Raw genomic sequence first — 17,576 nt, 5'->3', positions numbered from 1 at the left:
AGACCCTTGGGGTGTCGCTGCGCGCCGCGGCATCGTTCGCCGGAGGCGACACCCGACCGGGAAGCACAAGGTCGACAACGTTCTCTGGAACCGTGATCTCCATTGTGACTTCACGTAGGGCTGGCGCGCGGGAACGGATGCCTTGCAGGCATCAGGAACGACCGGAGAATGCGCATCTCCAAGGAAGACGTAAGGCAGGTAAGGACGCCCCATGACCGTTCCCCCCACGTCCCGTCGCCCCAGGCCCCGCGTCACGCGACGCGGCCTGATCGGAGCCGCAGGCGCATTAGCGGCAGGCGCCGCGTTCACCCCCGCCGCGACGGCGGCCACCAAGCCAAACCCCATCAACGCCGACACCTCGAAGGCAGACACAACCGTGCAGCGCAAAATCAATTTTGATCGTGATGGTCTGACCCTGGTGGGTGACCTGTTCACTCCCGACGGCTTCAACAACAACGGTCACTACCAAGCGGTCATCGTTCAGGGCTCGCTCAGCTCGGTGAAGGAGATGATGTCCAGCACCTATGCGCGGAAGTTTGCTGAGCAGGGCTTTGTCGCGCTGGCCTTCGACTACGCCCACTACGGCGAGAGCGCTGGCGCGCCGCGTCAGTTCGAGTCTCCAGCCGAGAAGCTGAGCGATCTCCAGGCCGCCGTCACGTACCTGAGCGAGCAGCCGTACGTGGATGCCGTCGGCATGGTCGGCGTGTGCACCTCGGCCAGCAACGGCACCTACCTTGCCGCAGAGGACCCGCGCGTGAAGGGCTTCGCGACGGTCGCGGCCTTCCTGGCCGACGAAGACACGTTCAAGGGCACCTACGGCGAGGACGGGATTGCCCGGCGTCTCGCGGACGCCGACGCCGCCCGTCACAAGTTCGAGCGCACGGGCAAGGCGACGATCATCCCGGTGTACAGCGAAACCGACCGGAAGGCCGCCAACTACAGCCCGAGGCCCGGCAATTACGACTACTACACCAACCCGGCACGCGGAGGTGTCCCCCAGTACAAGAACGAGTTCGATGTCTCGTCCTGGGACACGTGGTTCTCCCTCGACCCGCTCAGCCAGGCCCCGAAGGTCACGACACCGACGATGGTGGTGCACTCCGACGGCTCAGCGTTCCCGGCCAAGGCGAAGGCACTCTACGAGAGCGTCCAGGGCGAGAAGGAACTCGTGTGGGCCGACGGAACCCACTACGACTACTACGACTCGCCCGCGCAGATCGACAACGCCGTCGCGAACGTGACGCGGTTCTTCCGCACCCACCTGGTCTAGGCGCTCGCCGCCGGCCCCACCCGTACTTCGCTCCGGCAGAGTCGCGCCCGCCCCCCTCCTTGACCCGGGCGCGGTTCTGCACAGCGGCGACAATGAGAGATGTGAGCGTGAGCGCGAAGAACCCGCACCTGGAGGAGCTGGGCCAGTTCCTCAAGGCCCGCCGCAGCGAACTCAGCCCGGCCGCGCTCGGTCTGCCCCCGGGAGACCCCGGAACGCGTCGCGTGAGCGGCCTGCGCCGGGAAGAAGTCGCCGCGCACGCCTCGATCAGCCAGGACTACTACAGCCGCATCGAACAGGGCCGCCTCGCCCCCTCCCCACCGGTACTCGACGCCCTCGCGCACACGCTGCGCCTCACACCGGTCGAGCGCACCTACGTCGAAGGGCTCGCCCGACAGGCCGACCGACGCACCTCACCCAGACGCCGGCCGACGCCGGTACGACCGCAGATCCAGCGCCTCCTGGACCAGCTGACCCTCACGCCCGCGTTCGTGGTGGGGAAATACCTCGACTACCTCGCCTGGAACCCCCTCGCCGCGGCGCTGCTCATCGACATCGACAAGATGGCCCCACACGAGCGCAACTACGTCCGGATGCTGTTCGCCGACCCGCGCATGAAGGACTTCTACGACGACTGGGAGGGCATGGCCCGCACCGGTGTCGCCCTCCTGCGCATGCAGGCCGTCGACAACCCCAAGGACCCACGGCTCGTGAACCTCGTCGGCGAACTCTCGGTCGGCTATCCCCTCTTCCGGCAGTGGTGGGCAAGCCGCCACGTCGCCAGCCAGAACTTCGGCAGCAAGACCATCCACCACCCCGACCTCGGCGAGTTCACCTTCGACTGGGACAGCTTCTACTGGAGCGGAGACCCCGACCAGCACCTCACCGTCTGGTCACCCGCCCCCGGCTCCCCCAGCGAGGAGAAACTCCGGATCCTCAGCTCATGGATCGAACCATCCGCCACCACCGAAAACATCACCACCAGACGAAACGGATCATGACAGGACTGCCACACGGTGGTTGCGGTGTCTGACGAGCCGCCGACAGGCGGTTTCGCCGGATCAGAAGGGGCCATTCAGTTCGCTCAGCGTGCCCATGACCTGTTCCACGAGCGGGACAGCGGGGTCGTCCCGTCGTCGCTCGTCCAGGCGTCGGTGGCAACGTCCAAGCAGGCGATCGCTGACGCCGCGACTGCCTAAGCACAAAGGCCGTTGGCGGGTTCGGAGCCACCACCGAGACAGCGGGAGATCTCCGGCACGGCCAGGATCGGATCTTCTGCCCCAACGGAACGACTCCGCCAGCCACAGGCCCTTGATCCGAAAGCCGACGTCCCGGAGAAGTGGTCCCACCCGGCGGTCTGCCTGCAAGGCCCTGAGCTGGGCCAGAAATGCCGGTCCATGCGGCTCGCGATAGATCACCAAGTGGGGCCGAAACACCCGTTCGCCGTGGCCGGAGAAGTCGTTTCACGCAATCGGCCAGTCCGCAATGGTCTGAAATGCACGTACATCAGCCTGTGGTCCGGGACACTGGACCACCTCGATGCAACTCCACATCCCCGGAGGCACGCCATGTCCATCCCCGCCGACCAGCTGTCTGACCCCGCGGTGCGCGCCCTCGTGACTGCCATCAATGCCCACGACCGGCAGGCGTTCGCCGACGCCCTTACGCCAGGCGCCACCATGTCCGATGATGGCTCGGACCGCGATCTGCGCCAGTGGGCGGAGAAGGAAATCTTCTCCGCCAACGGCCACATGGATGTCGAGTCCGAATCGGACGACGGCCTGTCTCTGGTAGCGGACTACCGCAACGACATCTGGGGCGCCATGCGCACCCGGTGGCAGTTTGTGATCGACGGTGAGAAGGTGAGCCGCTTCGAAACCGGTCAGGCTTAGCCGCGTCGCTGCTACTTCGGTCAGCGCGCTTGATGACCATTCGAGTTGGCGTGTCGCCTTTCGGGGGCGCGTGACAGCCGGTGTTGTGCTCACGCTCCGTCAGTGTGAGACCGGCGGGCTCTCTGATCAGTGGCCCTCGGGGAGGGCCCAGGTATCCTCTGACATCGAAGCTGGACGGCTTGAGCACCGCGCTCTAGTGGAAGGTCCAGCCGACGCGCGCGGTCGAGGGGCAGCCGATGCTGCACCGGGGGAGTTGCGGCTGCCAGTACGAGCGCGGTGGCGGCCTGCTCGACGTGAAAGCGTTGTTCGAGCAGTTCCCGGGCACGGAGATTCGGCATCCCGATGCCGCCCGTCCAGGGCGTGGGGCGCCCGGCCGACGCCGGGTTCCCGTAGGCAGGCCGCCCGCTACTCGGCGGGGATCCGCTGAGCCAGGTCCGCGGCGAGCTGTCCGGCCGCGCGGCCGCGGGGCGTGAGGTCCAGCGTTTCCAGCAGCCGCATGTACCCGACCGCCTCGCGGGCCTCGGTGGCGGTCAGGACAGGAACCCGGGGCTCGTTCGGGTAATCGCCGGTCACCGGCTCAGCAGTCTCCACGTACCGATCAACAGCAGGCAGCGTGGATAGGACACGACGCCGCCCGGGATCAGCCGGCCTTCGGCGCCTCACCGCGGGCCAGGCCGCAGGAAGTCGGCGTCGACGTCGCCCGCGACGCCTCCGGCCGGTGGCGCCACCCCGCACGCTGGCACCGCGCACGCCCCGACCTCTCCCCCGCCGACGTCCCCGGCCCGGCGTCACCGCCGCCCTGAGGGCGGTGCAGCGCGGAGGCCCCCCGCGCGCAGCAGCGGTGAGCCCGATGTACGGCCGCGTTGCGCGGCCCAACTCGCCCGTGCTGCTCTCTGGCGTGGAACCGGCGGGCAACGATGCCAAATGGGTGACGGGGCGGAACGGTTCGGCGGTGAAACCGTTCAGCCGACCGGTCGACACGAAGACCTGATCGCTGACCGGCCTGGTCGTTCACCGCTATGACTGCCGTCGTGATCAAGAACATGCTGCGCGTGCTCGCCGCGCTCTCCCTCTCCCTCACCCCGCTCGCCGTGCCTGCCTCAGCGAACGCCGTCCCGGCCGCCGCGGCGGCGCAGACCTTCCCGCTCTCCTACGCGATCGGCCAGATGCCGGTTGCCGAGGAGTCCCGCGCCGGCTACACCCGCGACAAGTTCAAGCACTGGAACTCCGGCCTGGATCCGGCCGACGGCTGCAACACCCGCGCCGAGGTCCTCCTGGCCGAAGCGTCCGAAGCGCCGACCGTGTCGGCCGGCTGCAAGCTGAGCGACGGCGAGTGGCTGTCGTACTACGACGAGCAGGAAGTCAGCGACCCCGCCAAGCTCGACATCGACCACATGGTCCCCCTCGCCGAGGCCTGGGACTCCGGCGCTTCCGCCTGGAGCGCTGAACGGCGCGAGGCGTACGCCAACGACCAGGACGCCGCCGCCAGTCTGGTCGCGGTCACCGCGCGCACGAACCGTCAAAAGGCCGACCAGGACCCGAGCTCCTGGATGCCGCCAGCCCCAGCCGCCACCTGCCGCTACCTCGCCGAATGGACCGCGACCAAGCTCCGCTGGGGCCTGAGTGCCGACCAGAGCGAGATCGACACCATCAACGTCTACGCCGGCGGACCGTGCCAGATGACCGTCGTCCACTACATCCCGGCGCCGTAAGAGGGCGGGTAGGTTTTAGCGCTTCCAGGCCGGCGTCACGGCCTACGCGGAGGCCAAGAACCTCGACAGGGCCACGGTCGAGATGGATGTAAAGAAGAAGGCGCGCCACCCGGAGCTGCCGAAGAAGGACACCGGCGCCGAGGCGTGACGTACGCCTCGGCACCGGCCGGAACTCGGTGAGTCCGGTCGGTGAGTCCGGTATGGATCAGGGGGGATCCTCCGGATGATCATGCGTAACCAAGATCAGCAGCCGACTTTGTCGGGGTGTAGGCAGTAGAGGCCACTTCGCCTTGCTTGGGGCGGATCTGTTCCGCCCCAAGCAGCTTGCGGCTATGAACGGCGACGATGCCGACCCGTACTGGGGAGGCGGCACGCCCCCTCCTGGCCGGGCAAGTTGCAGTGTGCGTAGCCGGGGCATGGCGCGCGCGACATTGGTGCCGGTGATGCCCCAGAGTCTCGGTGAGCCGCGGAAGCGGCGTCGGCACGCCTCCCTGGGCCGGCATTCCCTCTGCACCGGCTTCTCCTGTGCATGGCAGGACACATGCGGTCAGGCGCTGCGTGATCGGCGTGCTGGCGTCTTCTTCGTGGTCTTCTTCGCTGCCGTCTTCCTGGCAGGCTGCTTCTTCGCGGTCTTCTTCGGCATTTCGTGGACGTCGGCGTCTTCACCGCGGGAGGCCTTGGCCTGCTGGACGGACTCGGTCAGGGCGGCCATGAGATCGAGGACCTTGCCCGGCTGCTCCGGCTCCGGGGCTTCGGGCAGGGGTTTGTCTTCCCGCTTCGACTCGATGATCTTCGCCAGGGCGTCGGTGTAGGCGTCCTCGAACTCCGGCCCGTCGAGGTCGTCGCGCGCCATCGACTCCATCAGGGCGAGCGCACCCTTGATCTCCTCCTCGGAGACCTTCTCGTGCGGCGGGTCGACGGCGGCCGGATCGCGAATCTCGTCCGGCCAGCGCATCGCGTGCAGCTTATGGGCAGTGTTTGAAGGTGTCCGTTGTCCACTTCCTGGGTTGCGTCATCAGCGGGGGTCGAAGAGCGTGAGTGGCTTCGAATGAGCACTTATTTCTGAGCTGTCCGCGCTGGTCAGACGGTGAGTTAGGGTCGTAACAACATGCCGATCTTGACTGAAGTCGGGGAGGGTGCCGGTGTCGATGACGGTGTTCGACAAGAGTGAGCGGCTCATCTGGGCGGGTCAGGGTGCCGCTTATGCCGGAAGCTTCGCCAAGCTGTGCGCCTATCCGGTGTCGCAGTTGCTCGATGCCGCCGAGGTCGGGCCGAGCTCGCGGATGCTGGATGTAGGGACTGGGCCGGGGACGGTCGCTGCTGCCGGGTGTGCCCGGGGCGCGACGGTGACGGCCGTGGATGCGGAGCCGACCATGGTCGAGTTGGCCAAGCAGGCCGCACCCACGGCTGACGTGCGCGTGGCCACTCTTCCTCGGCTGCCCTTCACCGACGGAGAGTTCGACGCCGTCGTGGCCAACTTCGTGCTGAACCACGTGGGCCAGCCCAAGGTGGCCTTGGCCGAACTGCGCCGTGTCGTGAGGCCCAACGGTTGGATCGCGTTGACGATATGGGCGGTGCCGCCGGCCGCGGGACAGACTTTGATCGGCCGCGCGATCCAAGCCGCGGGTGCGGTGCGTCCACCACACCTGCCCGCAGGGCTGGCCCCCGATGATGATTTTCCCCGCGACGAGAGCGGCCTGAGGGGGCTGATGGATGCGGCAGGGCTGCGGGAGGCGGTGTGCGAGACCTTGCGCTGGGATCACCGCGCGAGCGCCGACGAGTGGTGGAGCGGACCTGCGAGTGGAGTGGCCTTCGGCGGACAGCTGGTGCAGAGCCAGACGCCTCGGGTCCGGGCCGAGATCAAGCGTCACTTCGATCTATTCAGCGCCGAGTTTGCTGGCGAGGACGGTCTCCTGAGGTTGCCGCATGCGGCCCTGCTCGCGCGTGCGCGTCGCTGATCCAGGTCGGATGCTGTCATGTAGCGGTCAGGCAGGAATCCGAGCCGGCGGGGCGCACATCTGAACTTCGGCCGCTCTTCATCTGTGTACGGACCAATGTCCCGAGCCGTCAGGGGTCAGGGTCGGCCGGGGGCGGTGTCTCCAGTCTCGGGCTGATCAGGGTGACGCCACTGTGGGCCTGCAGGGCGACTCGCAGGGCCTCGTTCTCCAGGGCCAGGCGCCGGATGTGGTCTTCGTAGATGTGCAGGTGGCGGGTGAGGTTCTCCTTCTCTGCGCGCAGGCGGGCGATGATCTGCTGGTCCTTGTCGGTGTTGCGGGCGCGGGGCTGGGTCTCCGGGCGGGCTGCTTCCGTCTGGAGTCGGGTGATCTGATCGGGGAAGTCCCGGTAAAGGGTCTGGCGGGCGACGCTGAGGCGACGGGCAAGAGCGGAGACGGTGGCCCGGGGCCCGTCTGCGATGCCTTCCAGCAGGGCCTCGACGGCGGCATCGACGGCCTGAGGGGTCAGTTCGTGCCGTCTCATGTCCGCACCTGCTGATCTGGTGCCGGGGTGGGATGGCCGAGAATGGAGGCGATCTCGTCGCGGCGCCTGGCCAGCCGGTCGCGGACGAGTGGAGCGAGGATGTGGCCGCGCGCTAACTGGGCTTCCATCTGGGCGAGTCGATGGTGCCAGGCCGCCCAGTTGTCGTCGGTGAAGGCGGCGTTGTTGCAGGCCAGGGGCTGGCAGCTGTTCAGTGCAGGAGCCTGGGCGCTGTCGGCCGGTGGCCTGCAAAGACGGCGGTCGGGGTTGTCGGTGCAGGTGACGAACGTGCCCGGGTAGATCCGCGGATCGCTGCGTTGCATGAGTTTGCGCAGCTGTGCTTCGTCGGGTGTCTTGCCCAGGAACCGGATCCGGTCGCCGAACTTCTCCAGGCGTGCGGCGGTCTCGGCAGCGGCGGGACCATGCAGCCGCTGGTGTTCGTGGCCGTCGACCATGACGGCGAGTCGTTCGCCCCGGGCGAGAACCTGTTCCTGTTGGGCTTCGGCTCGGAATCCGGAACGGGAGGTGCCGGCGTAGCCCTCGAACATCTGGATCGACAGGTGGCGGTATTGGATCGCGCCGGCGATCGTGCCGCCGGGGCGGCGTGCGATGAACCAGGCCAGCGTGCGGCGGAACTGGCTGGTGCGCAGAATCCACTGGCGTCCACTGACCAGCGGGATGCCGTCGATGCGGCCGCGGGCCGCGCAGTAGGTGTTGATCCACTGGATGAAGTACCGCAGATCGGTGTTGGTGCTGGTGACCGTCTTGGCCCGCCGATTTGTGCGGTGGAAGTGCCGGGAGGTGGGCGGGATGGCGAACAGCCGCTTCTGCCGGGGCCCTTGGAGCCGTTCCAGGACCTCGATGGCCTTGGCCACCGGAGGCCCGACGATCCAGGTCGCCTCAACGCCCCACGGGCTGCCCTCGCCTTTGAACGCCTGGCTGGTCACGCGGCAACGGCTGATGCGTCCGGTGGAGTCGGTCTCCCGGCTCAAGCACCCGCGTCGTAGGTGTTTGACCTCGCTGTCGCGCATGCCGGACAGATAGGCGATGACGATGTATGCGGCCGCGTGCAGCAGCCTGACCAGGTTCTGCACTTCGGTGGCCGCCACGCTGTCCTGCCAGGGACGGCCGTCGAGAGGCGCGTCGAACGCGGTCCACAGGTAGACGTCATCTGCGACGCCGACGATGTCGGCGGTCGCGTCGACAAGCCGGCGGGCGCCGGGCTCAAGGACGCTGCGCTGGCTGCAGCCGATCTCTCGGGCCAGATGCCGCATGCTCAGGCCGCGGGGGCCGTTCGTGCCCCCGGGCAGCGGCCTGTCGGCCGCCCGGTAGCGGTCCAGCAACACCGCGAGCCGCTCACGGGCGCCCCGACCGTCCGCGCTGATTTGGCAGTGTCGGCGGGTGTGCAGGGCGGTCCATTCGGCCAGCCCGGCGAGGATATTGTCGGAGAAGTCGTGGACGAACCGCAGAGCCCAGACCAGCAGCGGACCCATGACCGCTTCGGGGATGCGGGGCGTGGTGTTCTCCCGACCACGCCGTCCAGCTCCGCCCTCGATCCAGTCGTCGACCAGCAGTGGATCCAGCGCCAGCCGGTCGCCCTCCGTCAGGGCGTCGCGGTAGAGCCAGAACAGCCGGACGGCCCGGCGTTTGTGGTCCCGCCGCTCGATGCTGCCGCCCCGCGCAATCAGGTCGTGGTTATAGCGGCGCAGCAGGTCGGGGGTGACACCGCTGATGGAGTCGGCCCCCATGGTCTGCGCCCAGGTCAGGAACGCTCTCGTTGCGCCGAACAGGCCGTGAATGGTGGTGACGGTCAGTTCGTTGAGGCCGGGCGGCGGCTTGTGGGCCAGCAAGGCGAAGAAGAGGTCCTTGGCGACCGGGCGGAAGACGGCTGGCAGGGTCGAGAACCGGATCCTCAGGCAGTTCGCGGTGTCCTGCAGGACGGCTGGGGTCAGGTCCCAGACGTCATCGACGAAGCGGGAGGTCGTCCGCGGTGCCGTATCCCGCCGCAGCGGGCGTTTGCCCAGGACCAGCGCGTCCGGTCGGACCCGGCTGCCGACAGTGGGAGGCGAGGTGGCGATCAGATCCATGCATCCTCCTCCGGGTCTTCCAGCAACTCCAGCACCGTGCCGTCCGGTTTGAGGCGGCCCGCGGCCTCCAATTCAGCCGCGGTGAAGCGGGGGAGGATGTCCTCGGTGATCGCCAGCCAAACCTGACCGAAGCGCCGCCACCACATCTCACGGTCCATCGCCTCCCAGCGGGCAGCGAGTTCGTCCAGCAGGACGAGCTGGGCCGGCAGGTGGTCGGCGGTGGACAGCGCATTGCGGCAGGCGAAGCACTGCAGGAACGAGGCGGCGCAAGGCCCGGAGTTGAAAGGGCTGTTGTGGTAGGCGGTGCAGGCCGTGAAGGCTGCCTCCTGCCGCCCGTCCAGGCCTGCTTCCTCGCCGGCCCGGCGCAGGACAGTGATCGCTTTGCCGTTGGCCTCGACCAGCCGCCGGTGTTCCGCGCGTGCCGCGGCCTCGGCGTCGGCCAGCGACATACTGACGACGTCGGCAGCCCACTCTTGGACCACGGGATCACCGCTGAGGTAGTTCGAGAACAGCACGTCCTGGGAGTTGGTGCGGGCCGCGGACGGCAGATGACCGCCCGTCGCGCGGGTGTAACGTCGCTCCTCGGTGGTCTTGAGCCGGTTCAGGCTCAGTTCGAACCCCTCGATTGCCGCGAGTTCCGCATGCTGACGGGCCCAGGCCCCGAACTTGAGCGAACGTCCCAGCCGGCGGGCGAAGGGATCGATGTGCCCGAAAGTGGCGTCGTTGCCGTATCGAGGGCTGTCGCCGACCCAGATCGACCACAGGCGGTTGGATCTACTGAACTGGCGGCCGCGACGGGTCAGGCGCTCGATGAACAGGTAGTAGCCCCCGGCGGTGGTGAACCGTTCGCTGTCCTTGCCGATCTCTACGGTCATTTCCTCGAACCACCGCGTCGGGCCGCGGCGGCGCTTGACCGCCTCCAAGACCACGGCCCGGCCTTCCAGAACACGGTGCTTAGCTGGCAGTTCCTTGATCGCCTCTCCGTTCCAGCCCGTGGCCAGGACGCCGAGCACGATCAGCGGGGCGAGGTCGTCGTTCGTCAGGAACAGATGCCGGGCGAGCTGGTAGCGGAGCCTGGTCCCCGGCAGCTCGCAAACCCGACCCCGCGAGATGGGCACCCTTCCGGACTCCGCCATGGCCGTCAGCGAGGCTCCGAGCTCGCGGTCGGCCTCCGGCAGCGTTTCCGGGTGCATGAGGGATCTCGATCGCCTTCGCGGTGGGCAGCGGCAGATCCTGCAGCTCCGCATCGGAGATGGCGACGATCTGGTCCTTGGCGTACTCGTAGCCCTTGCCGATCTCGGACTGGGGGATCTCGCGGTCCTCCAGATCGCAGATCTTCCGCACCCGTACCCGACCCATGTCCTCCAGGTGGTACTGGTGGAACTGGATGGAGTGATTCTCGGTCGCGGATGCGACGCGGATAGGGATGGTGACCAGGCCAAATGAGATGGCACCGCTCCAAATAGTTCGGGGCATGGCAGACCTCCAGTACGCCCCGAGCCCTCCCAGCCTAAAAGCACCACCCGCGCCAGGCACCTGAACCGCGCCCCCTCATCTACCAGCGTCAGAGGCACCAGTGACCGGCCGTGGTCGGCCCCATACGTTGGCCACGCTCATCATCGCCACCACCGCAAGGAGTGCAGCAGCGCGGGGCGGGTTTGGCAGTGTCGCGCCGCCGCCTGCACGTTTTCCGGCCGTCCGCACGCTGAGCGGCACGAGGCGCGACATGGACGAAGCCTCTGGAGCTACCCGGGTGACCGCGTGGACAATGCGACGCGCCACCTTCGAACAAGTTTTCGGTTTCCGGTTATGGTGAAGACCTGGAGGGACACGGGGCAGGGGAGGGGCGAACGAGAGTCAGGAGGTGCGTAGCGGTGGATTTACTCATCTGCACGTTGCCTCCGGCTATTCGGCCCGGTTCGGCGCATCCCTCCCCGATGCTCTCGTGCAACGTGCTGCCGAGCGCGGGATGACGACGCTCGCCCTGACGGACCGGGACACCGTCGCGGGCACGGTCCGCTTCGCCAACGCCGCGGCGGCCGCCGGTATCCGCCCCGTCTTCGGCGTGGACGTCGCTGTCGCTCCTCTCACCTCGCCCACCCCGGCCGCCGCACGGCCGCGTACGCCGGTGCGCGGCGGGGCGCACGTGATCGAGCCGCCGCTGCGGATCACGCTGCTGGCGCAGAACGCGGCCGGGTGGGCCCGGTTGTGCCGTCTGGTGTCCGCCGCGCACGCCGTGGCCGACGGAACGTCGCCGGTGGTGTCGTGGGCGACCTTGCGCGCCTACGCCGATGACGATCTGGTGGTGCTTCTCGGCCCTGCCTCCGAGCCGGTGCGGGCCCTGTCCGCCGGCCGCCCGGATGTTGCTGAGCAGCTGCTGGTGCCGTGGCGGGAGCTGGCCGGAGAGCGGCTGCGGCTGGAGGCCGTGTACTTGGGCCGGCAGGGCACGGGAGCGGGCTCGCTGCGGCTGGCCGCGCGCACGGTGGGTCTGGCCGACCAGGTCGGCGTCCGCGCCGTCCTGTCGAATGCGGTCCGCTACGCCGATCCCGGCCAGCACCGGCTGGCGGACGTGCTTGATGCGGCCCGGCTGTTGCGGCCCGTCGATCGCCGGCGCCTGGACGGTGGTGAACGGTGGCTGAAGGGTCCCGAGGTCATGGCGGCGGCCGCCGAGCGGATCGCCCAGGCCGTCGGCGACGACCCCGCGCGCACTGTCCGTCTGCTGGCCGAGACCGAAGCCACCGGCCGGTCCTGCACCCTTACCCCGGCTGATCTCGGGCTCGGACGTCCCCACTTCCCCGAACCGGCCGTGGTGGGAGCGGGCCCGGAGCCGGGTTCGGCGATGCGGCTGCTGCGGCAGCGCTGCGAGGCCGGAATGGTCGCCCGTGGCCTGGACCGCGACGAGCGCGCCGTACGGCAGCTTCGGTACGAGCTGGACGTCATCGGCCGGTTGGGTTTTGAGGGGTATTTCCTGGCCGTGGCCCAGGTCGTCGCGGACACCAGGGCGCTGGGGATCCGGGTCGCGGCGCGCGGCTCCGGCGCCGGCTCCATGGTCAATCACGCGCTGTTCGTCGCCACCGCCAATCCTCTGGAGCATCGGCTGCTGTTCGAGCGGTTCCTCAGCGAGCGGCGTACGTCGTTGCCGGACATCGACCTCGACGTGGAGTCCGAGCGGCGTCTGGAGGTGTACGACGCGATCATCAAGCGGTTCGGGAAGGAGCGGACCGCGGTCACCGGCATGCCCGAGACCTACCGGGCCCGTCACGCTCTGCGGGACACTGGCCTCGCCCTCGGGATTCCGCCCCAGGTCGTCGGCGAGATCGCCAAGAGTTTTCCGCACATCCGGGCCCGGGACATCCGCGGCGCCCTGGCCGAACTGCCGGAGCTACGCCAACTGGCCTCTGAGGCGGGGAAGTTCGGGCCGCTGTGGGAGCTCGCCGAAGGCCTGGACGCGCTGCCGCGCGGCTACGCGATGCACCCGTGCGGAGTGATCTTGTCGAATGCGTCGCTGCTGGAGAGGCTTCCTGTGCAGCCGACCCCGGCCGGCTACCCGATGGTGCAAGCGGACAAGGAGGACGTGGAAGATCTCGGGCTCTTGAAGCTCGACGTGCTGGGCGTGCGCATGCAGTCCGCGATGGCGTACGCGGTGTGCGAGATCCGCCGCACGACCGGACGTCTGCTTGATCTCGATAACCCCGACCACGTCAGCCTGAACGACGAGAAGGCCTTCGAGATGATCCGGGCCTCGGACACGGTGGGCTTGTTCCAGCTCGAAAGTCCTGGGCAGCAGGATTTGGTGGGCCGATTGCAGCCGCGCCATATGCAGGACGTCATCGCGGACATCAGCCTGTTTCGGCCCGGACCTGTCAGTGGGGGCATGCCTGCTCTCTTCATCGCTGCCCGCCATGGCGCTGAACCGGTGTATGCGCACCGGGACCTTGAGCCGATCTTGTCCGATACGTACGGCGTGGTGATCTGGCATGAGCAGATCATCGCCATCCTGTCCCGGATGACCGGGTGCGACCGGGCCGCCGGCGATGTCGCCCGCCGCGCGCTGGCCGACCCCGACCGTCTCCCCCGGGTCGAGCAGTGGTTCCGCCGGACCGCGGGCGAGCTCGGCTACACCAAGGACGTGCTGGACGAGGTGTGGGAGACGGTCTCCTCCTTCGGCGCCTACGGTTTTTGCCGTGCTCACGCGGTGGCCTTCGCCGTGCCCGCCCTGCAGTCCGCCTATCTGAAGGCGCACTTCCCGGCGTATTTGTACGCCGGCCTGCTGGAGCACGATCCGGGGATGTGGCCGCGCCGGGTGATCGTCGCCGACGCCCGCCGCCACGGCATCCCCGTGCTGCCCGTCGACGTCAACCACTCCCGCGGGACTCACAGTGTGGAACAGACCGGACAGGGCTTCGGGGTGCGCCTGGCGTTCTCCACGGTCAAAGGCATCAGCGAGGCGGAGACCGACCGCCTGGTGGCCGGCCAGCCCTACACGGGGCTGCAGGATCTGTGGCTGCGTGCCCGCCCGTCCCTGCCGCTGGCCCAGCGCCTGATCCGTATCGGTGCCCTCGATGCCCTCTCTCCCGGCCTGACCCGGCGCGATCTGCTGCTGCAGGCCACCGAACTGCACCGGCAGTCCCGCAACCGCACTGCCACCGACGGCCAGCTGCCGCTGGGCGGCGAGCTCGCGGCCGTGGCCCCGAGCAGCCTGCCGGAGATGACCAGCCGCGACCGGCTCGGCGCCGAACTCGAGGTCCTCTCCATCGATGTGAGCCGGCACCTGATGGAGCACCACCACCGGCTGCTGCGCGAGGTCGGCGCGACCGACGCCGCCCACCTGCGGGGCCTGGTGCCCGGCCAGAAGGTCCTGGTCGCCGGCGTGCGGGCCTCCACGCAGACGCCGCCCATCCCGTCCGGCAAGCGGGTCATCTTCTGCACCCTGGAGGACGGCTCCGGCCTGGTGGACATCGCCTTCTTCGAGGACTCCCACGAAGCCTGCGCGCACACCGTCTTCCACTCCGGGCTGCTGCTGGTCCGCGGCACGGTGGAGGCCCGCGGCCCGCGCCGCACCGTGGTCGGCGAGATGGCCTGGGACCTGGACGAGGTGGCCGCGGCCCGCCGCGACCACGGCCCCCAGGCCGCCCTCGACCTCCTCGGCCGCACCACCCCCTCCCCCACCCCCGCAGGCTCGCCCACCCCGCAACGCACCCTCGCCGACGGCACCGCCGGGGCCCACCTGCACCCGTACGCGGACCTCCAGCCCGCCGGCACCCGCTCAGCAGACCTGCGCCGGCTCGGCCACCGGAGCCAGGGAAGCGCGGGGTGATCACTATGGGCCGTCACATCCTCCACCTGCGTTTCGATCTCCTGGCCGAACCGGACGCCGAACTTGCCGAGCGGCTGCGCCGCCTGCTCGAAGGCATCACGCCCCGCGTGCAGATGATCGAGCCGGACATGGCCGTCCTCGACCTCACCGGCGCACTCCCCTACTGGAAGCGCGACGCCCGGGCCTGACCGAAGTGGTCCAACTGCGTGTCCTCGCCCACTTCGGCCTGCCCAGTTCCGCGGGCTGTGCGGGCAACCGGATGCTCGCCGCCATGGCCTGCGCCCTCACCCCACCGGACCGGCGCACCGTCATCGACGACCATCCCGAGGCCATCGCCGCCTTCCTGCGGCCCTGGCCGGTACGGGAGCTTCCCGGCGTGGGCGCGAAGACGGCGGCCACGCTCGCCGAGTACGGCCTGCACACCGTCGGCGACGTCGCCGACGTCCCCCAGGGCACCCTGCAGCGCCTGCTCGGCGCGCGGGCCGGACGCGCCCTCCATGAGCACGCCCACGGCCGCGACACCACCATCGTCGACCCCACGCCGGCCCCGGCGAGTCTCAGCGCGGAGCACCGCTTTGCCCGCGATGAACTGGACCCGGCCGCCCACCGGCGCGTCCTGCTCGCCCTCGCCGACGACCTCGGGGCCCGCCTGCGCACCTCTGGCCAGATCGCAACGGGCGTGACCCTGACGGTCCGCTACGCCGATCTCACTGCCACCCGGCGCAGCAGGACCCTGCCCGAAGCCACCCAGCACACCCTCCTCCTGGCCCGCGCGGCGTACGCCGTGTACGACTCCCTCGGCCTCCAGCGCGCCCGGGTCCGCGCCATCGCGGTACGTGCCGATGGCCTTCGGCCCGACGACCGGGCCACCCGGCAGCTCACCCTCGACACCGGCGACGACAAACCCCTGGCGATCGAAGCCGTCGCCGATCGCGCCCGGGCCCGCTACGGACGCCAGGTGATCTATCCCGCCGCCCTCGCCATCAGCTCCCGATCCTCGTCAGCCCACCGCGGGGACCGAGGGGGCCGCCCCGACGGCGCGTCGGGAGGTGGTGCGACATAGGCGCGACAGTCGAAGACGGGGACCGGGGTCTGCGTGTCCCAGACGACAGCGGACCCTGGTGCGCGAGGACGTCGCCCTGCTGATCTACGTCTTCGACGCGATCGCGGAGGCGTGCCGCACCCGCGCGGCGCCCCGGCGCGGTCTCCTCAGTCCAGAGGCAACTGACCGAGCGGGCGCCCCTGGTCGGCCTGTGACTCGAGCACAGCGGCCACGTCCGGCTCCCTCGTGAAGACGGGACCGTCCCAGAATTCCGGAACAGGCGCAGGTTCCAGACGCACCCGGGTGCCATGGGCGCTGGCGGCGTCGAGGAGAATCTGCAGCACGTTCAGTCCCTCCAGATCGAGGGCGCCAAGGCGGGCCTGCCACGTCTTTGTGGTGTCGTCGAATGATGCGATCGGGCGGAGCCGGTTCAGCTGCTCTTTCCATTGAGGGGCGGCGGCTGGCGCCGCACAGATGGTGGCCTTCAACACCCAACCGTGGTCAGGGGAGTTCGGCGGACTGGTCATGCACTGACGGTAGATGCCGCCACTGACAGTGCCCCGGTCGGGTGAATCCGCGGTTGGCGCAGAACCTGCGACGTGCTGAGCACGTACTGACAGACGTGGACCCGATCCAAGAATCTCACCTGTCCGAACCGGGCCTGCTCGTCATCGACGTGGCGGGCCTCGACGATGACACCGTGCTCGCATTCCATGCGGCGATCGCCCGCCTCTGGGCAACGACGCCCGCCGAGCCCACCACCCGGGACGCAGGGCAGCCAGGTGTGCGGCTGCGGATGTATGCCGACCTGCGCCAGGTATCCGACGAACGCTTCGCAACGGAGCGGGCGCGCGGGAGCACAGAGTGAGTCTGGCTCCGTCGCTACGGGGGAAAGCGACGGAGCCAGCCTGCGTCCACCGTGCCACACCCGGCCCCAACGCGCTCGTTATCGACGCGAACTCGCCTGCACCGCGCAACGCAAGAACAGGCAGGCGTCACGTGGCGAGTTCGTCGAGGAGTTGGGGACCGTTGTTGCGGACGTTGTTGACGGCGGTGGAGACGGGCCGGGCGTGAAGGTGGCCTTCGGCCGGCTGGCCGAGCAGGGCCCGCAGCTCGTCGGGATCTTGGTGGCCGGGGTCGAGCCAGGCATCGTAGTGGTCGGGGGTGAGGGCGAGCGGCATGCGTGGATGGACGCGGCCGGCCGCGTCGGTGGCTTCGGTGGTGAGGATGGTGCAGGTCATCAGCCAGGCGGCCGGGTCGTCGTCCTGCTTGACGGCCGGGTCGCGCCAGTACTCGTACAGCCCCGCGAGCGCCATCACCTGCTCGTCCTCGGGGTGGATGAAGTACGGCTGTTTGCGGGCCTTTCCGGTGGCCGGGTCCTTAATCTGTTCCCACTCGTAGAAGCCGTCGGCGGGCAGCAGGCAGCGGCGCCGGGTGAAGGCGCGGCGGTAGGCGGGCTTCTCGTGCACCGTCTCCACCCGTGCGTTGATCATCCGTGCGCCGACCTTCACGTCCTTCGCCCACGACGGCACCAGCCCCCACCGCAGCGGCCGCAACTCCCGCTGCACCATGCCGGTGTCGTCTTCGCCGCGGGGTGCGCGCTCGAGGACCGCCCACACGTCGTTGGTCGGGGCGACGTTCCAGTTCGGCGCGAGCGTCTCCTTCGCCGGGACGTCGGGCACCTGGAAGAGCGGCGCCAGTTCCTGCGGGCTGCGAGTGGATGCGTATCGACCACACATACCGCCACTCTCGCACTCCCGCAGTGCTGGGCAACCGTGTGGCCC

16 protein-coding genes and 1 pseudogene are annotated in these 17,576 nt (G+C 69.0%); 9 read left to right on the top strand and 8 right to left on the bottom strand.

Features of this window, described 5'->3' with window-relative positions; all coding sequences use genetic code 11:
- Positions 1–211 precede the first annotated feature (211 nt).
- The 3 genes from ABZ098_RS36650 (at position 212) to ABZ098_RS36640 (ending at position 3,159) form a co-directional block, all read left to right on the top strand.
- A complete protein-coding gene (locus ABZ098_RS36650) occupies positions 212–1,270 on the top strand; it encodes an alpha/beta hydrolase (RefSeq protein WP_356598081.1) in 1,059 nt (352 codons plus the stop codon).
- A 107-nt stretch (positions 1,271–1,377) separates the two neighbouring features.
- Positions 1,378–2,268, top strand: coding sequence for a helix-turn-helix transcriptional regulator (locus ABZ098_RS36645; protein WP_356598080.1), 891 nt, complete (start codon positions 1,378–1,380; stop codon positions 2,266–2,268).
- Between the two features lie 567 nt (positions 2,269–2,835).
- Positions 2,836–3,159: a nuclear transport factor 2 family protein gene (locus tag ABZ098_RS36640; protein WP_356598079.1), complete on the top strand. Its 324-nt coding sequence runs from the start codon at positions 2,836–2,838 to the stop codon at positions 3,157–3,159.
- Positions 3,160–3,564: 405 nt separating this feature from the next.
- Here ABZ098_RS36640 and ABZ098_RS36635 read toward each other — a convergent pair whose 3' ends face one another.
- Entirely contained in the window at positions 3,565–3,750 is a 186-nt protein-coding gene (locus ABZ098_RS36635) for a hypothetical protein (protein ID WP_356598078.1), read from the bottom strand.
- A gap of 428 nt (positions 3,751–4,178) precedes the next feature.
- On the opposite strand from ABZ098_RS36635, the gene ABZ098_RS36630 reads away from it, so the two are divergent.
- Positions 4,179–4,871 (top strand): HNH endonuclease family protein, encoded by a 693-nt coding sequence (locus ABZ098_RS36630; RefSeq protein ID WP_356598077.1) that lies wholly within the window; start codon positions 4,179–4,181, stop codon positions 4,869–4,871.
- A gap of 547 nt (positions 4,872–5,418) precedes the next feature.
- Here the strand turns inward: ABZ098_RS36630 and ABZ098_RS36625 are convergent.
- Complete coding sequence (locus ABZ098_RS36625) at positions 5,419–5,826, bottom strand: hypothetical protein (RefSeq protein WP_356598076.1); 408 nt, start codon at positions 5,824–5,826, stop codon at positions 5,419–5,421.
- A 193-nt stretch (positions 5,827–6,019) separates the two neighbouring features.
- Between ABZ098_RS36625 and ABZ098_RS36620 the strand changes: the two genes are divergently transcribed.
- Positions 6,020–6,829: a class I SAM-dependent methyltransferase gene (locus ABZ098_RS36620; protein ID WP_356598075.1), complete on the top strand. Its 810-nt coding sequence runs from the start codon at positions 6,020–6,022 to the stop codon at positions 6,827–6,829.
- Positions 6,830–6,938: 109 nt separating this feature from the next.
- Here the strand turns inward: ABZ098_RS36620 and ABZ098_RS36615 are convergent, their stop codons facing one another.
- The 4 genes and pseudogenes from ABZ098_RS36615 to ABZ098_RS36600 form a co-directional block, all read right to left on the bottom strand.
- Positions 6,939–7,349, bottom strand: a complete 411-nt coding sequence (locus tag ABZ098_RS36615; protein WP_356598074.1) for a hypothetical protein — start codon at positions 7,347–7,349, stop codon at positions 6,939–6,941.
- The gene (locus ABZ098_RS36610; protein WP_356598073.1) at positions 7,346–9,433 is read right to left on the bottom strand and encodes a hypothetical protein; all 2,088 of its coding nucleotides are present in this window, start codon (positions 9,431–9,433) and stop codon (positions 7,346–7,348) included. Before ABZ098_RS36610 ends, ABZ098_RS36615 begins: the two co-directional genes overlap by 4 nt.
- On the bottom strand, positions 9,424–10,626 hold the full coding sequence (locus tag ABZ098_RS36605; RefSeq protein ID WP_356598179.1) for a hypothetical protein: 1,203 nt from the start codon (positions 10,624–10,626) through the stop codon (positions 9,424–9,426). Before ABZ098_RS36605 ends, ABZ098_RS36610 begins: the two co-directional genes overlap by 10 nt.
- A 4-nt stretch (positions 10,627–10,630) precedes the next feature.
- Positions 10,631–10,909, bottom strand: a pseudogene (locus ABZ098_RS36600) (Ku protein); the annotation flags it as partial.
- Between the two features lie 388 nt (positions 10,910–11,297).
- Here ABZ098_RS36600 and dnaE point away from each other — a divergent pair.
- From dnaE to ABZ098_RS36585, 3 genes are read left to right on the top strand one after another with little or no spacing between them, the layout of a single operon-like run.
- A complete protein-coding gene (gene dnaE / locus ABZ098_RS36595; protein WP_356598072.1) occupies positions 11,298–14,750 on the top strand; it encodes a DNA polymerase III subunit alpha in 3,453 nt (1,150 codons plus the stop codon).
- A gap of 5 nt (positions 14,751–14,755) precedes the next feature.
- Positions 14,756–14,938 (top strand): hypothetical protein, encoded by a 183-nt coding sequence (locus tag ABZ098_RS36590; RefSeq protein ID WP_356598071.1) that lies wholly within the window; start codon positions 14,756–14,758, stop codon positions 14,936–14,938.
- A 5-nt stretch (positions 14,939–14,943) separates the two neighbouring features.
- Positions 14,944–15,813: a hypothetical protein gene (locus ABZ098_RS36585; RefSeq protein WP_356598070.1), complete on the top strand. Its 870-nt coding sequence runs from the start codon at positions 14,944–14,946 to the stop codon at positions 15,811–15,813.
- Positions 15,814–15,959: 146 nt separating this feature from the next.
- Here the strand turns inward: ABZ098_RS36585 and ABZ098_RS36580 are convergent, their stop codons facing one another.
- Positions 15,960–16,319 (bottom strand): hypothetical protein, encoded by a 360-nt coding sequence (locus tag ABZ098_RS36580; RefSeq protein WP_356598069.1) that lies wholly within the window; start codon positions 16,317–16,319, stop codon positions 15,960–15,962.
- Between the two features lie 95 nt (positions 16,320–16,414).
- On the opposite strand from ABZ098_RS36580, the gene ABZ098_RS36575 reads away from it, so the two are divergent.
- Positions 16,415–16,660: a DUF6207 family protein gene (locus ABZ098_RS36575; RefSeq protein ID WP_356598068.1), complete on the top strand. Its 246-nt coding sequence runs from the start codon at positions 16,415–16,417 to the stop codon at positions 16,658–16,660.
- 127 nt (positions 16,661–16,787) lie between these two features.
- Here ABZ098_RS36575 and ABZ098_RS36570 read toward each other — a convergent pair whose 3' ends face one another.
- Positions 16,788–17,531, bottom strand: a complete 744-nt coding sequence (locus ABZ098_RS36570; protein WP_356598067.1) for an SOS response-associated peptidase — start codon at positions 17,529–17,531, stop codon at positions 16,788–16,790.
- Between the last annotated feature and the right edge of the window lie 45 nt (positions 17,532–17,576).

Source organism: Streptomyces sp. NPDC006335 (assembly GCF_040612795.1).
Classification (GTDB): domain Bacteria; phylum Actinomycetota; class Actinomycetes; order Streptomycetales; family Streptomycetaceae; genus Streptomyces.
The sequence above is the reverse complement of the archived record's forward strand: the minus strand, read 5'-3'. Positions and strand labels throughout refer to the sequence as shown.

Bases quoted from the DNA above. Each gene is read 5' to 3' on its own strand.
- ABZ098_RS36605 (WP_356598179.1), bottom strand. From the start codon at position 10,626: ATGCACCCGGAAACGCTGCCGGAGGCCGACCGCGAGCTCGGAGCCTCG.
- ABZ098_RS36580 (WP_356598069.1), bottom strand. From the start codon at position 16,319: ATGACCAGTCCGCCGAACTCCCCTGACCACGGTTGGGTGTTGAAGGCC.
- ABZ098_RS36615 (WP_356598074.1), bottom strand. From the start codon at position 7,349: ATGAGACGGCACGAACTGACCCCTCAGGCCGTCGATGCCGCCGTCGAG.
- ABZ098_RS36630 (WP_356598077.1), top strand. From the start codon at position 4,179: ATGACTGCCGTCGTGATCAAGAACATGCTGCGCGTGCTCGCCGCGCTC.
- ABZ098_RS36590 (WP_356598071.1), top strand. From the start codon at position 14,756: ATGGGCCGTCACATCCTCCACCTGCGTTTCGATCTCCTGGCCGAACCG.
- ABZ098_RS36640 (WP_356598079.1), top strand. From the start codon at position 2,836: ATGTCCATCCCCGCCGACCAGCTGTCTGACCCCGCGGTGCGCGCCCTC.
- ABZ098_RS36625 (WP_356598076.1), bottom strand. From the start codon at position 5,826: ATGCGCTGGCCGGACGAGATTCGCGATCCGGCCGCCGTCGACCCGCCG.
- ABZ098_RS36650 (WP_356598081.1), top strand. From the start codon at position 212: ATGACCGTTCCCCCCACGTCCCGTCGCCCCAGGCCCCGCGTCACGCGA.
- ABZ098_RS36570 (WP_356598067.1), bottom strand. From the start codon at position 17,531: ATGTGTGGTCGATACGCATCCACTCGCAGCCCGCAGGAACTGGCGCCG.
- ABZ098_RS36620 (WP_356598075.1), top strand. From the start codon at position 6,020: ATGACGGTGTTCGACAAGAGTGAGCGGCTCATCTGGGCGGGTCAGGGT.
- ABZ098_RS36610 (WP_356598073.1), bottom strand. From the start codon at position 9,433: ATGGATCTGATCGCCACCTCGCCTCCCACTGTCGGCAGCCGGGTCCGA.